An 18,922-nucleotide genomic window follows, 5' to 3' on the forward strand; every position below is an offset into this window, starting at 1 on the left:
GGCACGCTGTACGAATAAGCGCATACTGCTGTCAGGACAGAGCTTGTGTCTCGCAGAGTTGAGCGACAGGTTCGTCCACGATAATCCCTTCTTTCATGCCCAGCAGGACCGCCACCTTATGGGCTTCCCCACGCCGTCCCTTTTTACGCCCAGCGAGCACTTGATACGTCGTGGCTGGATCGACGCCGTGCTCACGAGCAAACGCTTGAACTGACTTTCCTTGATGTTCCAACCAAGCCTTGGCTTGTGCAGCAGTGCGAATACCGGGCATAGTTCAAAACCGTTCAAGTTTGTGTAAAACGAGATGAGTGTGTCACCTCTAGGGGTGTGCCATAAAGGATCATACATCCAAATGAGTGGAATCGGTTCGCGCTTAAGGCAGGAAAGAGAACGTCTTGGCCTGTCTCAGAAGAATTTTGGTGAAATAGGCGGCGTTGAAGCTAACGCCCAAGGTAAGTACGAGAGCGGTGGCCGCGCGCCCAAGGCAGACTATTTGTCACGCGTGGCGGAGCGTGGAGTGGACCTTTTATATGTGCTGACGGGGAGCCCCACTCCCATTCAATTTGAAAACCTGAGTCAGCTTGAAGAAAAGATCCTTGAAAACTACCGAGCCATGTTCAAGGAGGATCAGGATGCTATCCGTCGATTGACCACCACGTTGGCGGAGCATTCAGCGGCGCATAACAAAAAACCCAAGCCGATGTTCGAGCAAACCTGACCTTTTGCTCAGCATAATCTGCAGTATGTCGCTCGGTAGAAGCCTGTATCCGGCGCAAACTCAATATATATGACGCTTGCAGCTAGGTCTGCGCCCTGGTTTTTTGCTAAGGTGTTCAGCAACCTATAAGACCATATCGCGAGGTGTCTGCTTGATTAGGGTGCTAGTAGTCGATGACCATGATCTCGTTCGTACAGGCATTACACGAATGCTGGCTGACATCGATGGCCTGCAAGTAGTCGGTCAGGCCGAGTCGGGGGAGGAGTCCCTGATCAAGGCCCGGGAGTTGAAACCCGATGTGGTTTTGATGGACGTCAAGATGCCTGGGATCGGCGGTCTTGGTGCCACTACCAAATTATTACGCAGCCACCCGGACATTAAAGTCGTGGTGGTCACCGTGTGCGAGGAAGACCCGTTTCCCACGCGCCTTCTGCAGGCCGGAGCGGCCGGTTACTTGACCAAGGGCGCAGGCCTGGCAGAGATGGTGCAAGCCATTCGCCTGGTGTTTGCCGGCCAGCGGTATATCAGCCCGCAGATTGCCCAGCAGTTGGCGATCAAATCCTTCCAGCCTACCAGTGACTCGCCGTTTGATGCGCTGTCGGAGCGTGAGATCCAGATCGCCTTGATGATCGTCGGTTGCCAGAAAGTGCAGTCGATCTCCGATAAGCTGTGCCTGTCGCCAAAAACCGTCAACACCTACCGCTATCGCATTTTCGAGAAGCTCGCCATCAGCAGTGATGTTGAATTGACCCTGCTCGCGGTGCGTCACGGCATGGTGGACGCCAGCGCCTGACATGACCACACCGTTTGATCCGAGTGCCTTTCTTTCAACCTGCAGTGGCCGCCCCGGCGTGTACCGCATGTTCGACAGCGAGGCACGCCTGCTTTATGTGGGCAAAGCCAAGAACCTGAAAAGCCGTCTGGCGAGCTACTTTCGCAAGACCGGTCTTGCGCCGAAAACCGCCGCCCTGGTGGCGCGTATCGCCCAGGTCGAAACCACCATCACCGCCAATGAAACCGAAGCGCTGCTGCTTGAGCAGACGCTGATCAAGGAGTGGCGGCCGCCCTACAATATTCTGCTGCGTGACGATAAATCCTATCCCTACGTGTATTTATCTGACGGTAACTTCCCGCGCCTGAGTATTCACCGTGGCGCGAAGAAGCAGAAGGGCAAGTATTTCGGTCCATACCCCAGCGCCGGCGCAATCCGCGAAAGCCTGAGCCTGCTGCAAAAGACCTTTTTCGTGCGTCAGTGCGAAGACAGCTTCTACAAAAACCGCACGCGGCCTTGCCTGCAATACCAGATCAAACGCTGCAAGGCGCCCTGTGTCGGCCTGGTTGACCCGGCGGAGTACGCCGAGGATGTGCGCCATTCGGTGATGTTCCTGGAAGGGCGCAGCAATGCGCTTACCGATGAGCTTTCCGGCGCCATGGAGCAGGCCGCCAGCACCCTGGATTTCGAGCGCGCCGCTGAACTGCGCGACCAGATCTCCTTGCTGCGCCGCGTGCAGGACCAGCAAAGCATGGAGGGCGGCACGGGTGACGTCGATGTGATCGCCGCGTTCGTCAACCCGGGCGGCGCCTGTGTGCACCTGATCAGCGTGCGTGGCGGGCGAGTGCTGGGCAGCAAGAATTTCTTCCCGCAGACCGGTATCGACGAGGACGTGGCCGAAGTCATGGCCGCGTTCCTTGGCCAATACTACGTCAGCAGCCCCGAGCGCGACTTGCCGTCCGAACTGATCGTCAACGTGGTGCACGAAGACTTCCCCACGCTGATCGAAGCGATCCACGGGCTGCGCGGCCGCGAGCTGGACATCAGCCACCGCGTACGCGGCACGCGCGCGCGCTGGCAGCAATTGGCGGTGACCAACGCCGAACAGGCCTTGAGCGCACGCCTGGCGAATCGACAGCACGTGGCTGCGCGGTTTGACGCCTTGGCCGAAGTCCTTAACCTGGACGAGCCGCCCCAGCGCCTGGAGTGCTACGACATCAGCCACTCCAGCGGCGAAGCCACCGTGGCGTCCTGCGTGGTGTTCGGGCCGGAAGGACCGATCAAATCCGATTACCGGCGCTACAACATCGAAGGCGTCACCGCCGGCGATGACTACGCCGCCATGCACCAGGCCCTCACGCGGCGCTTCAGCAAATTGAAGGACGGGGAGGGCAAACTCCCCGATATCCTGCTGGTAGACGGTGGCAAGGGCCAGTTGTCCATGGCCCGTGACGTGCTCAACGAGCTGGCCGTTCCCGATCTGATTCTGCTGGGTGTTGCCAAAGGCGCCACGCGCAAGGCCGGTTTCGAAACGTTGTACTTGAATGATGCCGCGCATGAGTTCACCTTGAAAGGTGACTCACCTGCGTTGCACTTGATTCAACAGATCCGCGACGAAGCCCACCGTTTTGCCATCACCGGCCACCGTGCCCGCCGTGGCAAAACCCGCCGAACCTCAACCCTGGAAGGGGTCGCAGGCGTTGGTCCGACCCGTCGGCGTGACCTGCTTAAACATTTTGGTGGCTTGCAGGAGCTATCCCGTGCCAGCATTGAAGAAATTGCCAAAGCACCCGGTATCAGTAAAAAGCTCGCTGAGTTGATTTATGCAAGTCTGCACAGCGAGTAGAATGCCTTCTCACCTCGTAGCCAGTTGTGCCGATGAATATCCCTAATCTGATTACCGTTCTACGCGTCCTGCTCATTCCGATTTTCATTTTGTTGTTCTATTTGCCTTACGAATGGAGCTATGCCGCGTCCAGTTCGGTGTTTGCTTTTGCGGCGGCGACCGACTGGCTCGATGGCTACCTGGCGCGCCGCCTCGAACAGAGCACGCCCTTCGGCGCGTTCCTGGACCCGGTGGCCGACAAACTGATGGTGGCCGTCGCCCTGGTCCTGCTGGTGCAGGAACACGGCAACCTGTGGCTGACCCTGCCGGCCGCGGTGATTATCGGCCGCGAGATTGTCGTCTCGGCCCTGCGCGAATGGATGGCCGAAATCGGCGCCCGCGCCCACGTGGCCGTTTCCAACATGGGCAAATGGAAAACCGCCGCGCAGATGCTCGCGTTGGTGATTCTGCTGGCCAACCCCTCGGACTTCTCCTTCTGGGTTCTGATGGGCTATGCCTTGCTGCTCGTCGCCGCTGGCCTGACGTTGTGGTCCATGCTCCAGTATTTGCGCGCTGCCTGGCCTCACCTGCGCACCACCGTTGAAAAGAAATAAAACTTTTTTGAATCAAGGGGTTGACGGGGGTTCTGGATTCTATAGAATGCACACCACCAAGACGCGGGAATAGCTCAGTTGGTAGAGCACGACCTTGCCAAGGTCGGGGTCGCGAGTTCGAGTCTCGTTTCCCGCTCCAAATATAGATCCACAGATGCCCACTGGGCGCTGGGGTCAACGACAAAAGACGCTTAGGCGTCTTTTTTCGTTTCTGCGCAAAGCCACTGGCATCCAGGGCAATCCGGTACGAACCTGTACAGGATTAAGCGCAGGGCGGGCCAGTTCGAATCCGTCTGGTGACGGGCTCCGCTCGAGTCTCCAGGTGGGCATCAGGTGCTGACGCTCTAGCAGGCGCTCATCGCGCCTCTCTCGGCATTCAGCATTCGGCCAGCCGGAATCACAAACAAAAACCATAGCCTCTCCTCATATTGAAATGTTTGGAGTGGTTTAGTGTGCAGGTCGTCTCGCGAAGGAACCGCAGCAGTCGACGTGCCATTTATCGTTGTCATTGATTCACCCTCAAGGAGCTACACCATGCAAGGAAGTATGAAGTTCAAGCACCTGGCGTTTCTGTTGATCCCGCTCGTTGCGGCCTGTACGACGCCTGATAGAACACGCGAATCCGCTATCACTCCCCAGCCGCAGCAGGCATTGCCGTTCGATAACTGTTCGGTGGGGTGCCCCGCTGGCGGCAGTCCCCTGACGTTGAACCGTCAGGCGTACACGTTGAACAACAATGGCTCGACCAAGTTTGCGAACTGGGTCTCGTACAAAATCACCAAGGACACCCCGGCCAGCGGTCGCCCGCGCGACTGGAAGACAGACCCGGATATCCCCGCAGGGGAAACCCTCGACCCGGTGGACTACAACGGCGCCAATGTCGCGCTCAAAGTCGACCGTGGCCATCAGGCCAATCTCGCTTCGATGGCCGGCGTCCCTGACTGGCAGACCCTCAATTACCTGTCCAATATCACGCCGCAAAAGGCCGAGCTTAACCAGGGGCCCTGGGCGCATCTTGAAGACCAGGAGCGCAACCTCAGCAAAGCGCCAGGCATCGACCAAGTGTATGTCGCCACCGGGCCTTTGTATGAGCATTTTGTCGGCACGCTGCCGGGGACGAACAAGGTCCATACCATTCCAAGTGGGTACTGGAAAATCATCTTCGTTGGCAGCTCACCTGAAAACGGCATGTATGCTTCGTTTGTGATGAATCAGGAAACGCCCAAAGGTGCGAACTTCTGTGATTATCAGGTGACGGTTGATCACATCGAAGAGCGCTCCGGGCTTACGTTCTGGAGTCAATTGCCGCAGCCGGTGCAGGCCGCGCTGAAGGCGAAGCAAGGCCAATTGCCGAGCCGAATCGGCTGTAAATAGCCGTGTAAAACGCTGAACCGGGGCTGCCGTTCCTTGGCGGCCAAGGTTTTGCGACGTGCGCGCGTTGATTGTGCTGAAACGCTCTGCGATCAATACACGCCGTCAAGCTGCGCCTGCCTGAGCAAATCACGTGCGTGGTCCGCGCGTAATATCAGCGTCATTTGCCGTTCCTCGACGATAATTTCCACCACGATCAATACGCAGATCATCGGTGCGGTCACCAGCCAGTGGCAGTAGCACTGGGTGCCCAGGGTCACGCAGAGGCCCACAATCCACAACACCATTACCCACTTGGGCGCGCATTGCTGCAGTGGAACCCAGACGCGCTGCAGTTTTTTCAAGCGCAGCGTGTGCAGTCTTAACGACGCCTCAAGTCGGGCCAAGTCATTGCTCATGTTGACACTCGCTCAACGGCACGGGTGCAGCCTGGGAGTGTTCTTCCGAGCCAGGACAGGTTGACGCGCTCAACTTCTACCCACTGCTCGCCGGCGGGTTTTGCGCGACAGCTCTTGAACGCAATACACACGTGCCGGGCATCCAACAAAGCAAAATGCCTGTAGCCGGTGGTTTTCCTGAATGCCCAGGAAAAGATACGCATCGCGGTACCTCGTTAAATCAAACATGCCAACTGAGTTCGAACAGCGTGCCGCCGTTTTCCATGCGCCGGCAGGTCACGGCGCCGCCATGGGCGAGGGCGATGGCGCGTACCACCGCAAGGCCCAGGCCGCTGCCGCCTTGGGCGCGTGAACGGGAGTTTTCGCCGCGTTGGAAGGCTTCGAACAAATGCGTCGCGAAGCGTTCGTCGATACCGGGGCCGTCATCGCGCACACGCAGGTAGTTGAAGCCGTCGCGGGTACTCAGGTGCACGATCACGTTTCCGGGTGTCGCATGCCGCCGGATATTGTCCAAAAGAGCCAGCAGCGCCTGACGGATTCTTGCGGGGTCGCAGCGCATCGTGCGGCGTTGCAGGTCCAGTTGCAGGACAAAACCGACAGCGGTGAGGCTGGGTTCGAACAGCCGCACATCGTCCTCAATGCCCGTGGCCAGGTCGGCTTCCTGCAGGTTGAGCTCCAGGTAGCCACTGTCGGCCAAGCCGACCACCCGCAAGTCCTCGATCAAGCGTGTCAGGCCCTCTACCTGGCCCAGCAAGCTGTAGAACTGCGCGGTGTCCGGTTCGAACACGCCTTCGGCCAAGCCTTGCAGGCGCCCACGCAAGATGGTCAGCGGTGTGCGCAGCTCATGGGCAATTGCGGCATTCCAGAACGCCTGTTCCTGCGCCATACGCTGCAAACGTTTAGCCATGCTGTTGAAATCGTCCACCAGGATGGCCGCTTCGCCGATTGACTGGTCACCGGCAACGGCTTGTACATCCAGGTCGCCGTCGGCCAGTTTGCGCAGGTTCTCGGCCACGGAGTTCAACGGCATCAGAATCCGTCGAGACAGCTTCAAGGCCACAATCGAGCCCACTGCCAGGCTCACGCACGTGGTCAAAGCCATCCACACCCATTCAACGTTGGCGGGCAGCCACTCATCCACTTCTTCGTCCGTGAGTGGCCAGTACGTCCATAGCAACGCATAGAAAATATAGGAGCCGATCACCGCCAGGGCGATCACGCACAACACCACGGCGGACATGGACAGGATGATCTGGCGGCTCAAGCCATTGAGCCCCTTCACGCGACACTCCCAAACCGGTAGCCAACCCCTCGGATACAGGTGGGTACGCCTTGTAACCCGAGGTCTTCGAGCTTGCGGCGCAATTTGCTGATATGGCTGTCGACCGTCCGCTCCAGGCTGTCACTTTCCGGTGAACACTGGGCCAGCAGTTCGGCGCGGCTGAACACTCTTTTCGGCGCCTTGGCCAGTTGGGCCAGCAACCTGAACTCAGTCACCGTCAATGCCAGCGGCACTCTGCGGCCGGCGAGGGTCACCGTGACTTCATAGCTTTCAAGATCAATTTCAAACGCGTCCACCCGCAGCACTGTGGGGCTGGCGCGGTAGTGGTAATCGATGGAACGTCTGAGTACAGCCTGGGTGCGCGCGACGACTTCGGCCGGGTTGAACGGTTTGACGATGTAGTCGTCGGCCCCGATGCGCAGGCCCATCAGCTTGTCCATATCCTGGTCCTGCGCCGTCAGCATGATCACCGGCGTATGGCCGCGATGGCGCACTTCGGCAAGCACCTGCCAGCCATCCACGTGAGGCATCAGCACATCCAGCAGCACCAGGTCCGGCTTGAGCGCCAGGTGCATTTCCAGGGCCTGTCGGCCGTCACGTGCGTGTGCGGTGCGAAAGCCACTGCGTTTGAGATAGGCAATCAGGATGTCGGCAATTTCAGGTTCATCTTCGGCAATCAGCACGAGTGCCTGGGTTTCTCTGGCGCTCTCCGGACGGGGCATCGGTGCTACGGGAAAATCAGTCATGGTCTGCTCGGTGAATACGCTGCGAGCCTTTGCGTCCGTGTGCTCGCGCTTATCTGCCTTGTCGTGGCTGCCGGTCCATGGCCACGTTGCCAAGTAGTGATCATAGCGTCTGGGTGAGGGTGCCCAGCAGCTGTTTCTCCTGGTAAGCCTGCGCGACAGGGCGCTACGGCGATCGCAATTGTGCGTAATCAACATGCACTTTCATGGGAGGTTTTGTGGAGAAACGATGGAGACGGGCAATAATTTTGCCCGCCGTGCTCATCACCGCCGTTTTTGCCATCCAGTGCCTGCGAGTGAGTCCAGGACCTGTAGCGATTTGGATCAGGATTTATGGAAGTGGCAGCGATAGCGGTGGATTGACGATCAATACGTAAAAGTCCAGTATGGAATTATAAGTACAAATACAGGGTTCACTTCTCCCTTTCTTCGCGCTTGCCAAACCAACAACAACTTGCGAGACAACGATCATGAAGAAACGCACGCTGATTACCGGCCTGGCCCTGAGCCTGATTGCCTCAAGCCACTTGCTGGCCGCCGAGAAAACCCTGCGCATCGGCATCGAGGCGGCGTACCCACCGTTCGCCTCCAAGACCCAGGACGGCAAAATCGTCGGGTTCGACTACGACATCGGCAACGCGTTGTGTGCGCAAATGAAGGTCAAGTGCGTGTGGGTAGAGGGTGAGTTCGACGGTCTGATTCCTTCCCTCAAAGTGAAGAAAATCGACATGGCCCTGTCGTCCATGACCATCAACGAAGACCGCAAGAAATCGGTGGATTTCACCCACAAGTATTACTTTACGTCCTCGCGCCTGGTGATGAAGGACGGTGCAGCCGTGGATGACCAGTACGCCAGCCTCAAGGGCAAGACCATCGGCGTGCAACGCGCCACGACCACCGACCGCTACGCCACCGAGGTGTTCGAGCCCAAGGGCATCAACGTCAAGCGCTACAGTAATAACGAAGAAATCTACATGGACCTGGCGTCAGGTCGCCTGGATGCGATCTTTGCCGACACCATCCCCCTGAGTGACTTCCTGGCGATGCCACGCGGCAAGGGCTACGCCTTTGTCGGCCCCGAACTCAAGGACCCGAAATACGTGGGCGAGGGCGCCGGGATCGCGGTGCGCAAGGGCAATACGGCATTGGTCAGTGAGTTGAACACGGCCATCGACGGCATCCGTGCCAATGGCGAGTACCAGAAGATTTCACAGCAGTACTTCAAGTCGGATATCTACGGCGACTGACTGCGAATACGGCTCTGAACACCACCGTTGATCGGTGGTGTTGCGAAGATGATCTGCTCAGCCCTTCAATTCCTTGAGGTGCTTGTAGACGGTCGCCCGTCCCATCCCCAGCACATTCGCCACATAGTTCGACGCACTCTTGCCCTTGAACGCGCCTTCGGCATGCAACGCCAGCACCAGCTCACGTTTATGGTCACGGGTCAGCAGATTCAGGCTCAACTGGCGCTCGCGCATCCACGCATGCAAGAAGGTGTTGATCCGTTCCTGCCAGTCATCGCGAAACAATGAGTCCGGTTGCGGGATCAGCTTGCTCGGCGACAGGAACAGGTCCAGTGCCGCCTTGGCATTTTCGAACAGCGAGATATTCAGGTTGATGCACAGCACCGCCAACCGGCGACCTTTGTGGTCGTGGAGCACGGTGCTCAGGCTGCGAATTTTCTGGCCGTCCCAATTGAGCTTTTCGTACGGACCGATATTCACTTCGCGGATGTCATCGCTGAGCATGTCCTCCAGCGCCGAGTCGTCGCCGATGGCCCGTTTCGACAGGTTATTGGCGATGTAGTCGACTTTTTGCGTGCGCAAATCATGCAGCACCACTTCGGCGTGGGGGAAGAACAACGTGGCGATCGCATCGGCAATCGCCCGGAAGTTCTGGACAACCTTTTCGTGTTCAGCGGTGTTCATCAATGCGGCTCCAGGCGGACGGGCGAGAGCATACCAGCGTCCAGGCCGAACCGCGTCAGTTGCTCCGGCAGCGGCGCGCCGCGCACCAGGGCCGCACTGGCCTGGCCCATGGCGGGTGAGGTCTGGATGCCATAGCCGCCTTGCGCCGCGACCCAGAACAGCCCCGGCACGTGCGGGTCGAAGCCCGAGAGCAAATCACCGTCGTGCACAAAACTGCGCAGCCCGGCCCAGGTCCGGGTCGGGCGGCGGATGGTCAGCGTGGTGGCTTCTTCGATCTGGTAAATGCCCATGGCGATGTCCAGCTCTTCGGGCTGCACATCCTGCGGCTCGACGGGGTCGGCGTTGGCCGGTGAGCCCAGGAACATGCCGGCGTCGGGTTTCATGTAGAAGGCTTCGTCGAGGGCCACCAGCATCGGCCACTGATGGGTGTCCACGCCTTCGGGCCCGGCGAAGATAAACGCCGAGCGACGCTTGGGCTGCAAGCCGATGGAGGCCGCGCCGGCCAGCCCGCCGATATGGTCGGCCCAGGCCCCGGCGGCGTTGATGATGATGGGCGTGGTGTACGTCGCATCCTGGGTGCGCACCTGCCACAGGCCCTCGGCGTCACGACTCAGCCCCAGCACGTGGCTGTCGGTGCGTACTTCGCTGTTGTTACGGCGGATGCCGCGCAAATAACCCTGGTGCAGGGCGTCGGTGTCGATGTCGCTGGCCGTCGGGTCGAAGATGGCACCGTGGACTTTTTCGCGACGCAGGATCGGCAACCGCGCGCAGGCTTCGTCGGCAGTCAGGCGCTGCACCTGCGACACCGTGGCTTTGGCACTTTGGTATTGGCTTTCCAGTTCCGCCGGGTCGCCGCTGAAATCCACAGTCATTTCACCGCGCGGCGTGAGCAATGGATGCTCACAGAAGCCCGCCGGCGGGTTATCAAAAAACGTGCGGCTGGCCAGGGTCAACGCGCGCACTTGCGGCGTGCCATAAGCGGCGGTGTAGAGCGCCGCCGAACGCCCGGTGGCGTGGTAGGCCGGGTGATTTTCACGCTCCAGCACCAGCACTTTTCCGTGCTGCGACAGCCAGAAACCCGTGGAAGCGCCCGCAATGCCGCCGCCGATGATGATGAAGTCTGCATGGCTCATGAATATCTCCTGAAAAAGGGGTTAGCGCTGGATTTGATACAACGCATTGGCCAGTGCGACGTCTTCCAGGCCCAACCCGATCGAGCGGAAAAACACACTGCGGTCGTAGTTCGGGCGCTGCGCCATGTCGCTGAGCAATTCGGGCAGGTCACCGACGACGGCACGCTTGTCCCACCCATGTTGTTCGCCGGCGATCAGCATTTCGCCGGCCGCGCCCGGGGTGGTCTGGCGGTAGTCGCAGAACACCTGCATGTCGTTGAGGCAGTGCGGCGGTACTTCATGGGCGCGTGGGGCGTTGGTGCTGATGGAGGTAATCAGCGCCGGTTTGCTCAGGCGCGAGGGGTCCATCACCGGGCCTGCCGACGAGGTGCAGAGCAGAATCACGTCCGCGTCTTCCAGCGCGGCCTCGCAGGTGCTGGCGACGGTCAGGCGTGGGTCCAGGCCGGTGAGATGGGCCAGGGTATCGGCGCTGGCGCGGCGCAAGCGCGGTGAATACAGGCTGATGTGCTGCCAGTCGCGCAGGTTCTGCACATAGCGCAGGTGCGCCTGGGCGACCTTGCCACTGCCGATAATCGCCAGGCGTCGGGCTGCCGCGGGCGCCAGGGCGTCCACCGCCAATGCGGTCGTGGCGGCCGTGCGTTCGGTGGTCAGCTCGGCCGCATCACACAGCAACAGCGGCTGGCCGGTGTGCATCGACATCAACAATGTCCATGCCGTCACCAGTGGCCCTTGGTCGCGCACGATGTAGGGCGACGTCTTGACCCCGTACACCCCGTCTTCGGCCAGCACACCCAAATAGTTGATGAAATCGCCGGCCCCTCGTGGGAACTCCACGCATTGCTGCGCCGGCTGCACCGCCTGCCCGGCGGCCAGGTCGCGGAACAGCTTGCGCAGCACCCGGGGCACGTCCACCTTGGCGAGTAGTTCGCGCGCTTGGGCTTGGTCAATCACTTGAGGCGTGCTGGACATGGCTATCTCCGCAGATAAACTAATTTGTCCATTATGGACTTTTAGTTCTGGCGAGCAATATCCAGGCGAAAAAAAGCTGGCGGCTGAGGGCTATTTCGCAAGCCACACGCTGACACACAACCCGCGCTGCTCCTCAGCGTCGGTAAATGACAGTTGCACCTGCGCCCCGGTGCGATCGGTGATCGCCTTGACGATCGATAAACCCAAGCCGGAACCGGCCTCGTCGGTGCCCAGGCTGCGATAGAACGGGTCAAACACCCGCGCCTGTTCCTCGACTGAAATACCGGGCCCCGAGTCTTTGATTTGCAGTTGAATGGTGTCAGCCATCACCGCCACCGACAGGTCAATACGCCCACCCGGCGGGGTGTAGCGAATGGCGTTATCCACCAGGTTTTTCACCAGCGTGAACAGGTCCATCGCGTTGAACATCACCTGCACGTCCTGAGTGCTTTCAACACCGATATCGATCTGTTTGTGCTCGGCCAACGGCAATAGGTCTTCCAGCACCTGGCGATACACGGCATGCACCGACAGCGGCGTTTGTACGCGCTCCGACGCCGACTGCGCCGCCGCCAGGCTCAGCAGTTGATCGATCAATGTGCGGCCGCGTTGAATGCCGCGTGACAGCGGCTCAAAACGCTCCCGGCTCATGGGCGACAGGTCAGTGGCGGCCAGCCGGTCGGCTTGCAGGGCCAGGGCGGTCATCGGCGAGCGCAGTTCGTGAGCGGCATCGGCGACAAAGCGCCGCTGGCTGTCCATCGACTGCTCAACGCGGGCCAGCAAACGATTGATCGCCACCACAAACGGGCGCACCTCGCTGGGCAGGTGTTGTTCTTCAATGGGGTGCAGTTCCTGCTCGGCGCGCTGGTCGATCTCGGCGGCGAGCACACCAATCGGGCGAAACAACTTGCGCACCAGATCGCCAACCACCAACAGCAGCACCGGAAACAAGATCAGGAACGGCAACAAACTGCGCCAGGCGCTTTCGCGGGCGTCCTTGTCGCGGGCATCGGATTCCTGGGCCACGGCAATGCGTTCGCCACGTGCCGTGGTGTGCACCAGCACGCGAAAGTTTTCACCGGTCACCTCAACGGTGGACAGCCCGTCAGCGAGGTCTGTGGGGAAGGGCAAGGGCAAGGCTTCATCGTTGGTGCCCGTGGCGCGCCGGCCGTCACCCAGGTGTTGAATGATCACCCGGGATTCCTCGTCATCGCCATCAATGGCCGGGCCTTGTGGGTAGTGCAGGGTCATCTGCTGGCGGTCATACAGCATCGCGACCTGGCGTAAGGTGTCGTCCTGCTGTTCGTGGGTTTCGTCGAAGGCCGAGACAAAGGTAAACACGCTGGCCACCAGCGCCACCAGCAAAATGGCCAGGGACAGGGTGACCGACAGCCGCAGTTGGACCGATTCACTCAAACGCTTTTTGAAACCATCCATCCCATGCCCCTGACATTCTTGATGACATGACTGCCCAACTTGCGCCGCAAGGCGTGAATCAGGAATTCGATGGCGTTGCTTTCGACCTCATTGCCCCAGCCATACAGACGGTCTTCCAACTCACTGCGCGAGAGGATTGCTCCTGGGCGAATCAGCAGGGCTTGCAGCAGCGCAAATTCGCGACTGGAAAGGGCGACGTTGCGATGCGCGTCGGTGCTGGCTTGCTTGGTGAGCAGGTCCAGCGACACGCTGCCATTGTCCAGAAACGGCAGAGCGTTCCCGCCTTTGCGGCGCAACACCGCACGGATACGCGCGAGCAATTCCGAGATGTCGAACGGTTTGAGCAGATAGTCATCGGCGCCACTGTCGAGGCCGCGCAGGCGGTCATCGAGACTGTCACGGGCGGTAATGATCAGCAGCGGCACTGGGTTGTTGCGCCCACGGATGCTGTCCAGCACATCGAGGCCGTCCTTGCCGGGCAGGCCCAGGTCCAGCAGCACCAGGTCGTAAGGTTGGGTGTCGAGTGCGGCGAGGCCGGTGAGGCCGTTCTTGACCCAGTCGGCGGCATAGCTCGCATCGCTGAGCGCGCGTTGGATGGCATCGCCAATCATCGGGTCGTCTTCGACCAGCAGTATCCGCATGTCGCCTCCGCAGCAAAAGCAAACGCGGTGAAAGGATCACCGCGTCTGTATTGAAGCATGATTGTCTGATGTCAGCCTTTCATCGCATCGAAGGTCTTGAGCAAGTCCTCCATCGAGGCGGTGCAGTCGGCCTGGTTCGGGTTGCCATCACGCAGGGCTGAAAGCGCACGGTCGATGGCTTTGTCCAGCACGTGCCAGTCGTTCGCGGCCCGAGGTTTGATCCCGGCCTCGGCGGCATCCCAGCTGGTTTCCAGGTCTTTGATGCGGGCTTTGGCACCCGCCAGGTCGTGCTTGGCGACGAGCGCCGACACGTCCGCCGCGATGGCGCGGAATTCGGACAGGTCGCCCAGTTTTGACGCATGGGGTTGGCTGCTCGTGACGGTGGAGCCGCCGGCGGTGTCTTGGGGTTTGTCGGCAGGTTTGGAGCAGCCGGTGGCAATGCCCAGCATAAAGATCGCTGAAACAATGGCGGCGTGGCGGATCATGTTTTGAACGCGCATGAGGGTTTCCTAGAGGTGAGTCGTTATTGGGGGATGACTTTGCGGTTGCTGACACTGATTTGCGCGACGGCCACCAGCAGGACAATGACGCAGAGGAACAGCGCGCTGGTCCAACTGGCGCCCATGCCCAGGCCGCCATAGGTCTTGGCTTGGGTCAGCAGGTCGCCGAGGGAGGCGCCGAAAGGTCGGGTGAGGATGTAGGCGACCCAGAAGGTCAGCACGCTGTTGACGCCCACGCGCCAGGCCACCATGGCCACGGCGATCAAACCGGCGAAAATCACCGCGCCGAGCGTGAAGCCCAGGCCCAGCGCTTCGGTGGCCAGGTCACCGGCAGCGGTGCCCAGGGCAAACGTGCAGAGCACCGTCGTCCAGTAAAACCACTCACGCCGTGGCGTGACGATGTCGCGGATCGACAGGCTGCGCTCGGTGCGATACCAAACCACAAAGTTAAGCGCGAGCAGGCCCGCAAAAATCGCTGTGCTGAGGTACAGGCTGACGTCGAGTTTATCGGTGAGGATATCGGTGATCTGTGTGCCGACGATGCTCACCAGCACCACGGTGAGCCAGTAAATCCAGGGTGTGTAGGCTTTGGTGCGCATCTGCCCGAACAGCGCGACGGCCAACAGCGCAGCCATGCCGAGGCTGGTCCAGCCAGCGCCGAAGCCGGCATTGACGGCGAGGTAATCCGCGCCGGTTTCGCCCACGGTCGTGGACAATATCTTGATCACCCAGAATGACAGCGTCACCTCGGGTACTTTATTCAGCCAACGGGCTGCTGTGGCATTCATGGGGTTACCTCTCCTTGACTGCGCGGTGGTGGGCGCAGGGGAGAAGGTAGGCCCCGAAACTTAGCTGAGACTGAGGGGCGAAGCTTTTTTCAACACATGGGCCATACCGAGCGTGGTGAGGTGAACCCCGCTGCCGATGGGAGGCGCTTGCAGGCCTGAACTGCGCACCAGAATGGCGGGGCCTGGCTCGGCGTCATCGGGTTGCAACACCACAGTCAGCGTGCACGTATTGCCGCCGAACTCGCGTTCGGTCACCACCCCTCGACAGCCGGAAACGTCGGTGGTACTCAACTGCAATTGCTCCGGTCGCAGCATGATTCGCGCCGTGGTGGAGTGGGTCTTGCTGTCGACCTGCACGCGCCCCAGGCCGCAATGCGCCCAGCCCGCTTCGATCCTGGCGGGCATGACCACGGCCTCGCCGAGAAACAATGCGGTCTGCTCATCGACGGGGTACTGGTACAGGTCCATCGGGTGACCGGACTGCACCAGGCGACCCTGGCGCATCACCGCCAACTGATCGGCGAACGACAGCGCCTCGCTTTGATCGTGAGTCACCAGAATCGTGGTAATGCCCGCGTCGCTCAGCAGCCGCGCGACCATCTTGCGCATGGCCGAGCGCAAGCCGGTGTCCAGCGCGGAAAACGGTTCATCGAGCAACATCAGCCGTGGTTGTTGCGCCAAGGCCCGGGCCAGCGCCACCCGTTGCTGCTGGCCGCCGGAGAGTTCATGGGGCCAACGCCCGGCCATGCTGGCGTCGAGGGCTACGCTGTCCATCAGTTCGGCGATACGCGTGTGGCGAGCCTCGCCCTTGGTGGCCAGGCCGAAGCCGATATTGTCGGCCACGGTCATGTGCGGGAACAGCGCGCCGTCCTGCGGCACATACCCGATCTGGCGCTGGTGGGCGGGCACGGCGTGAGTGGCGTCGACCAATGTCTGGCCGTTCAGCGTGAGGCTGCCGGTGTCGGGGAATTCAAAGCCTGCAATCATGCGCAGCAAAGTGGTCTTGCCGGAGCCCGAAGGCCCGACGATCACCGTGCGGCTCCCCGTGGGCACCGATAAGGTGACGTCTGCCAGGGCGCGCTGGGTGCCGAAAGATTTGCAGATGGCGTGGAGTTCGAGGGCGTTCATCGGCCTGCCGTGCGTTTGGATTGATGGTAGAGAAGGCCGGTCAACGGCAGTGACAACAGGATCATGATCAGCGCGTAAGGCGCGGCGGCGGCGTAGTCGATCTCGCTGGTCATCGCCCAGAAGCCGGTCGCCAGGGTGCGGGTGCCGTTGGGCGCCAGCAACAGGGTGGCGGTCAGTTCATTGGTGATCGCCAGGAACACCAGCGCCGCCCCCGCAGCGGCGGCCGGTGCGGCCAGGCGCAGGGTGATCAGCCATAACGCGCGGCCCGGCGAGCGACCGAGGCTGCGGGCCATGTTTTCCAGCTCCACCGGGGCCTGGGCGATACCCGCGCGCAAACTCACCAGCGCGCGTGGCAAGAACATCAGCAGGTAGGCGAGCAGCACGGTAATCGTGGTCTGGTAAATCGGCCGGGCGAAGTGGATGGTCACCGTGACCAGTGCCAGCGCGACTACGATCCCGGGCAACGAGCTGGTGATGTAGTTGCAGCTTTCCAGGATGCGCTGCAAGCGCCCCGGCGCCCGAATCGACAGCCAGGCAATCGGCACCGCCGCGCAGGTGGTCAATACCGCACCGGCTATCCCCAGCAGCACGGTTTGCTCCAGCGCCGGCAACAGTTCGCTGAACTGCCAGACCTCACGGCCACCGGCGATCAACCACTTGCCCAAGGTGATCAGTGGGATACCCAGGGCCAGTGCACAGGTCATGCCTTGCAAGCCGAGGGCGAGCAGGGTGGTGCGGGTGCTCAGGGTCACGATGCGCTGGTCCCGGGCGCTGCCGGAGCCGACCCGCGCATAGCGGGCATGGCCGCGTGCAGCGGACTCCGCGCTCAGCATCGCCAGGCAGCACAGCGCCAACACGGCCGCCAGCATATTGGCTGCCGGGCCATTAAAGGTGGATTTGAACTGATCGAAGATCGCAGTGGTGAACGTGTCAAAGCGAATCATCGCGTACAGGCCGTATTCGGCCAGCAGGTGCAGGCCCACCAACAGGGCACCGCCGCAGATTGCCAGGCGTAACTGCGGCAATACCACCCGCACAAACACGGCCCAGGGCTTGAGGCCCAGGGACTCGGCCACGTCTTCAATGGCCGGGTCAAGCCGGCGCAAGGTCGCCGCCACCGGCAAGTATAGAAACGGGAAGTAGGCAATCACCGACACCAGCACACCGGCCGGCAAGCCATGAATCGACGGCACCAGGCTGACCCAGGCGTAACTGTGCACGAATGCCGGCACCGCCAGCGGCGCCACCGCCAACAGTGACCACACGCGTCGCCCCGGCAGGTTGGTGCGTTCGGTCAGCCAGGCCAGCGCAATGCCCAGCACCACGCACAACGGCAGGGTGAACACCACCAACAGCACGGTGTTGAACAACAATTCGCCGACGCGCGGGCGCCACACCAGCGCCTCAATTTGCGCCCAGCCGATTTGCCACGACACGCCGATTACAAACGCAATCGGCAACAGCGCCATCAGCGAAACCAATACTGACAAACTGGTGACCCACGTGCCCCCACGGCCTCTGAACAGGCCTTGGGTGCGTCGTTGTGGTGGCGCAGGTATCGCGTGGGCGATACCTGGCACTGGGGCTTGAGGCAACAATCAGAGCAGTCCGGCCTGGGTCATCAGCTCGACAGCCTTTTTGCTGTTGAGCTTGGACGCGTCAACCTTCGGTGCGTCCAGTTGCGCCAACGGCACCAGCTTGGGGTTCGATTGGGCGTTCTGGCCCACGGCGTACTCGAAGGCGTTGCCGTCTTTCAAGATCGCTTGGCCGTCTTTGCCGGTAATCCACTTCAAGAAGGCTTGGGCCTCGTCTTTATGTTTGCTGGAGGCCAAAACACCGCCACCGGAAATGCTCACAAAAGCGCCCGGGTCCTGGTGCTTGAAGTAGTGCAATTGGGTGTCCTTGCTGTTTTCGCCGGTCTTGGATTGGTCGACGAAACTGTAGTAGTGGTAAATCACGCCGCTGTCGACCTGGCCTGCGTTGACGGCCTTGAGCACCGCGCTGTTACCCCGGTAAATGCTCGCATTGGTTTTCATCGCCTTGAGCCAGTCGAGGGTGGCGGCTTCGCCCTTCAATTCCAGCACAGCGGCAACGATGGCCTGGAAGTCGGCACCGGCCGGGGAGGCGGCCCAGCGGCCTTTCCAGCTTGGCGAGGCAAGGTCCAGCAGGGATTTCGGCAGGTCGGCTTCTTTCAATTTGCTTGGGTTGTACACAAACACCGTCGAGCGTGCAGCAATGCCCAGCCACTTGCCGTGGGCCGGGCGGTAGGCGGCGTCCACTTGTTCCAGGGTGGCTGGCGCCACCGGCGCGAACAGCCCGGCGTTGTCCACCAGCACCATGGCCGGGGAGTTCTCGGTGAGGAACACGTCAGCCGGGGAGGCCGCGCCTTCCTGCACGATCTGGTTGCCCATCTCGGTGTCGTCGCCGTTGCGTATGGTCACCGGAATCCCGGTTTCCTGGGTGAACCCTTCAACCCAGGCCTTGGTGAGGCTTTCGTGCTGGGCGTTGTACACCACGATGCCCACGGAGTCGGCGGCATACACAGACCCGGCGCCGAGCAGTGCGGTGGCGAGCAGGGCTTTAGTGAAGAAAGAAGGTAGACGGGAAGCCATACGCTGAACGCTCCGGTTTTTATGAATGCACGGGAAACCCGTGAGAGGTCGATTGAGACT

20 protein-coding genes and 1 tRNA gene are annotated in these 18,922 nt (G+C 60.7%); 7 read left to right on the plus strand and 14 right to left on the minus strand.

Going from position 1 to position 18,922, the window contains the following annotated elements; all coding sequences use genetic code 11:
* Positions 1-31: 31 nt before the first annotated feature.
* Entirely contained in the window at positions 32-271 is a 240-nt protein-coding gene (locus A7J50_RS11055) for a DNA-binding protein (protein WP_064451815.1), read from the minus strand.
* Positions 272-352: 81 nt separating this feature from the next.
* Between A7J50_RS11055 and A7J50_RS11060 the strand changes: the two genes are divergently transcribed.
* The 6 genes from A7J50_RS11060 (at position 353) to A7J50_RS11085 (ending at position 5,303) form a co-directional block, all read left to right on the plus strand.
* Positions 353-718, plus strand: a complete 366-nt coding sequence (locus tag A7J50_RS11060) for a helix-turn-helix domain-containing protein (protein ID WP_064451816.1) — start codon at positions 353-355, stop codon at positions 716-718.
* Between the two features lie 151 nt (positions 719-869).
* Positions 870-1,511: a UvrY/SirA/GacA family response regulator transcription factor gene (gene uvrY / locus A7J50_RS11065; RefSeq protein ID WP_017530522.1), complete on the plus strand. Its 642-nt coding sequence runs from the start codon at positions 870-872 to the stop codon at positions 1,509-1,511.
* A gap of 1 nt (position 1,512) precedes the next feature.
* On the plus strand, positions 1,513-3,336 hold the full coding sequence (uvrC, locus tag A7J50_RS11070) for an excinuclease ABC subunit UvrC (RefSeq protein WP_064451817.1): 1,824 nt from the start codon (positions 1,513-1,515) through the stop codon (positions 3,334-3,336).
* A gap of 32 nt (positions 3,337-3,368) precedes the next feature.
* On the plus strand, positions 3,369-3,929 hold the full coding sequence (gene pgsA, locus A7J50_RS11075) for a CDP-diacylglycerol--glycerol-3-phosphate 3-phosphatidyltransferase (RefSeq protein WP_053255497.1): 561 nt from the start codon (positions 3,369-3,371) through the stop codon (positions 3,927-3,929).
* Between the two features lie 63 nt (positions 3,930-3,992).
* Positions 3,993-4,068, plus strand: a tRNA-Gly gene (locus A7J50_RS11080).
* Between the two features lie 395 nt (positions 4,069-4,463).
* Positions 4,464-5,303, plus strand: a complete 840-nt coding sequence (locus A7J50_RS11085; RefSeq protein ID WP_064451818.1) for a DNA/RNA non-specific endonuclease — start codon at positions 4,464-4,466, stop codon at positions 5,301-5,303.
* 89 nt (positions 5,304-5,392) lie between these two features.
* Here the strand turns inward: A7J50_RS11085 and A7J50_RS11090 are convergent, their stop codons facing one another.
* From A7J50_RS11090 to A7J50_RS11100, 3 genes are all read right to left on the minus strand, one after another.
* Complete coding sequence (locus A7J50_RS11090; RefSeq protein WP_064451819.1) at positions 5,393-5,698, minus strand: hypothetical protein; 306 nt, start codon at positions 5,696-5,698, stop codon at positions 5,393-5,395.
* A 220-nt stretch (positions 5,699-5,918) separates the two neighbouring features.
* Positions 5,919-6,980 carry an ATP-binding protein gene (locus A7J50_RS11095; protein WP_064451820.1) on the minus strand — a complete coding sequence of 354 codons (1,062 nt, stop codon included), beginning with the start codon at positions 6,978-6,980 and terminating at the stop codon, positions 5,919-5,921.
* Positions 6,977-7,726, minus strand: coding sequence for a response regulator (locus tag A7J50_RS11100; RefSeq protein WP_064454907.1), 750 nt, complete (start codon positions 7,724-7,726; stop codon positions 6,977-6,979). Before A7J50_RS11100 ends, A7J50_RS11095 begins: the two co-directional genes overlap by 4 nt.
* A gap of 467 nt (positions 7,727-8,193) precedes the next feature.
* Between A7J50_RS11100 and A7J50_RS11105 the strand changes: the two genes are divergently transcribed.
* A complete protein-coding gene (locus A7J50_RS11105; RefSeq protein ID WP_064451821.1) occupies positions 8,194-8,970 on the plus strand; it encodes an ABC transporter substrate-binding protein in 777 nt (258 codons plus the stop codon).
* Positions 8,971-9,027: 57 nt separating this feature from the next.
* Here the strand turns inward: A7J50_RS11105 and A7J50_RS11110 are convergent, their stop codons facing one another.
* The 10 genes from A7J50_RS11110 to A7J50_RS11155 form a co-directional block, all read right to left on the minus strand.
* Positions 9,028-9,654: a helix-turn-helix transcriptional regulator gene (locus A7J50_RS11110; RefSeq protein WP_064451822.1), complete on the minus strand. Its 627-nt coding sequence runs from the start codon at positions 9,652-9,654 to the stop codon at positions 9,028-9,030.
* The gene (locus A7J50_RS11115) at positions 9,654-10,787 is read right to left on the minus strand and encodes an NAD(P)/FAD-dependent oxidoreductase (protein WP_064451823.1); all 1,134 of its coding nucleotides are present in this window, start codon (positions 10,785-10,787) and stop codon (positions 9,654-9,656) included. The genes A7J50_RS11110 and A7J50_RS11115 overlap by 1 nt, the downstream gene beginning before the upstream one ends.
* Positions 10,788-10,808: 21 nt before the next feature.
* Positions 10,809-11,756, minus strand: a complete 948-nt coding sequence (locus A7J50_RS11120) for an ornithine cyclodeaminase family protein (protein ID WP_064451824.1) — start codon at positions 11,754-11,756, stop codon at positions 10,809-10,811.
* Between the two features lie 90 nt (positions 11,757-11,846).
* On the minus strand, positions 11,847-13,193 hold the full coding sequence (locus tag A7J50_RS11125; protein ID WP_064451825.1) for an ATP-binding protein: 1,347 nt from the start codon (positions 13,191-13,193) through the stop codon (positions 11,847-11,849).
* Positions 13,169-13,834 carry a response regulator transcription factor gene (locus A7J50_RS11130; protein WP_064451826.1) on the minus strand — a complete coding sequence of 222 codons (666 nt, stop codon included), beginning with the start codon at positions 13,832-13,834 and terminating at the stop codon, positions 13,169-13,171. Before A7J50_RS11130 ends, A7J50_RS11125 begins: the two co-directional genes overlap by 25 nt.
* Positions 13,835-13,905: 71 nt before the next feature.
* Positions 13,906-14,334, minus strand: coding sequence for a hypothetical protein (locus tag A7J50_RS11135; RefSeq protein ID WP_064451827.1), 429 nt, complete (start codon positions 14,332-14,334; stop codon positions 13,906-13,908).
* A 23-nt stretch (positions 14,335-14,357) separates the two neighbouring features.
* The gene (locus tag A7J50_RS11140; protein WP_064451828.1) at positions 14,358-15,122 is read right to left on the minus strand and encodes a hypothetical protein; all 765 of its coding nucleotides are present in this window, start codon (positions 15,120-15,122) and stop codon (positions 14,358-14,360) included.
* Between the two features lie 60 nt (positions 15,123-15,182).
* Positions 15,183-16,250 carry an ABC transporter ATP-binding protein gene (locus tag A7J50_RS11145; protein WP_064451829.1) on the minus strand — a complete coding sequence of 356 codons (1,068 nt, stop codon included), beginning with the start codon at positions 16,248-16,250 and terminating at the stop codon, positions 15,183-15,185.
* Positions 16,247-17,719, minus strand: coding sequence for an ABC transporter permease (locus A7J50_RS11150; protein WP_237140916.1), 1,473 nt, complete (start codon positions 17,717-17,719; stop codon positions 16,247-16,249). The genes A7J50_RS11145 and A7J50_RS11150 overlap by 4 nt, the downstream gene beginning before the upstream one ends.
* A 129-nt stretch (positions 17,720-17,848) precedes the next feature.
* A complete protein-coding gene (locus tag A7J50_RS11155) occupies positions 17,849-18,862 on the minus strand; it encodes an iron ABC transporter substrate-binding protein (protein ID WP_064451831.1) in 1,014 nt (337 codons plus the stop codon).
* Positions 18,863-18,922 lie beyond the last annotated feature (60 nt).

It is taken from the genome of Pseudomonas antarctica (assembly GCF_001647715.1).
GTDB lineage: Bacteria > Pseudomonadota > Gammaproteobacteria > Pseudomonadales > Pseudomonadaceae > Aquipseudomonas > Aquipseudomonas antarctica_A.

Bases quoted from the DNA above. Each gene is read 5' to 3' on its own strand.
- A7J50_RS11055 (WP_064451815.1), bottom strand. From the start codon at position 271: ATGCCCGGTATTCGCACTGCTGCACAAGCCAAGGCTTGGTTGGAACAT.
- A7J50_RS11060 (WP_064451816.1), top strand. From the start codon at position 353: ATGAGTGGAATCGGTTCGCGCTTAAGGCAGGAAAGAGAACGTCTTGGC.
- uvrC (WP_064451817.1), top strand. From the start codon at position 1,513: ATGACCACACCGTTTGATCCGAGTGCCTTTCTTTCAACCTGCAGTGGC.
- pgsA (WP_053255497.1), top strand. From the start codon at position 3,369: ATGAATATCCCTAATCTGATTACCGTTCTACGCGTCCTGCTCATTCCG.
- A7J50_RS11085 (WP_064451818.1), top strand. From the start codon at position 4,464: ATGCAAGGAAGTATGAAGTTCAAGCACCTGGCGTTTCTGTTGATCCCG.
- A7J50_RS11090 (WP_064451819.1), bottom strand. From the start codon at position 5,698: ATGAGCAATGACTTGGCCCGACTTGAGGCGTCGTTAAGACTGCACACG.
- A7J50_RS11100 (WP_064454907.1), bottom strand. From the start codon at position 7,726: ATGACTGATTTTCCCGTAGCACCGATGCCCCGTCCGGAGAGCGCCAGA.
- A7J50_RS11105 (WP_064451821.1), top strand. From the start codon at position 8,194: ATGAAGAAACGCACGCTGATTACCGGCCTGGCCCTGAGCCTGATTGCC.
- A7J50_RS11110 (WP_064451822.1), bottom strand. From the start codon at position 9,654: ATGAACACCGCTGAACACGAAAAGGTTGTCCAGAACTTCCGGGCGATT.
- A7J50_RS11115 (WP_064451823.1), bottom strand. From the start codon at position 10,787: ATGAGCCATGCAGACTTCATCATCATCGGCGGCGGCATTGCGGGCGCT.
- A7J50_RS11120 (WP_064451824.1), bottom strand. From the start codon at position 11,756: ATGTCCAGCACGCCTCAAGTGATTGACCAAGCCCAAGCGCGCGAACTA.
- A7J50_RS11125 (WP_064451825.1), bottom strand. From the start codon at position 13,193: ATGGATGGTTTCAAAAAGCGTTTGAGTGAATCGGTCCAACTGCGGCTG.
- A7J50_RS11130 (WP_064451826.1), bottom strand. From the start codon at position 13,834: ATGCGGATACTGCTGGTCGAAGACGACCCGATGATTGGCGATGCCATC.
- A7J50_RS11135 (WP_064451827.1), bottom strand. From the start codon at position 14,334: ATGCGCGTTCAAAACATGATCCGCCACGCCGCCATTGTTTCAGCGATC.
- A7J50_RS11140 (WP_064451828.1), bottom strand. From the start codon at position 15,122: ATGAATGCCACAGCAGCCCGTTGGCTGAATAAAGTACCCGAGGTGACG.
- A7J50_RS11145 (WP_064451829.1), bottom strand. From the start codon at position 16,250: ATGAACGCCCTCGAACTCCACGCCATCTGCAAATCTTTCGGCACCCAG.
- A7J50_RS11150 (WP_237140916.1), bottom strand. From the start codon at position 17,719: ATGGCGCTGTTGCCGATTGCGTTTGTAATCGGCGTGTCGTGGCAAATC.
- A7J50_RS11155 (WP_064451831.1), bottom strand. From the start codon at position 18,862: ATGGCTTCCCGTCTACCTTCTTTCTTCACTAAAGCCCTGCTCGCCACC.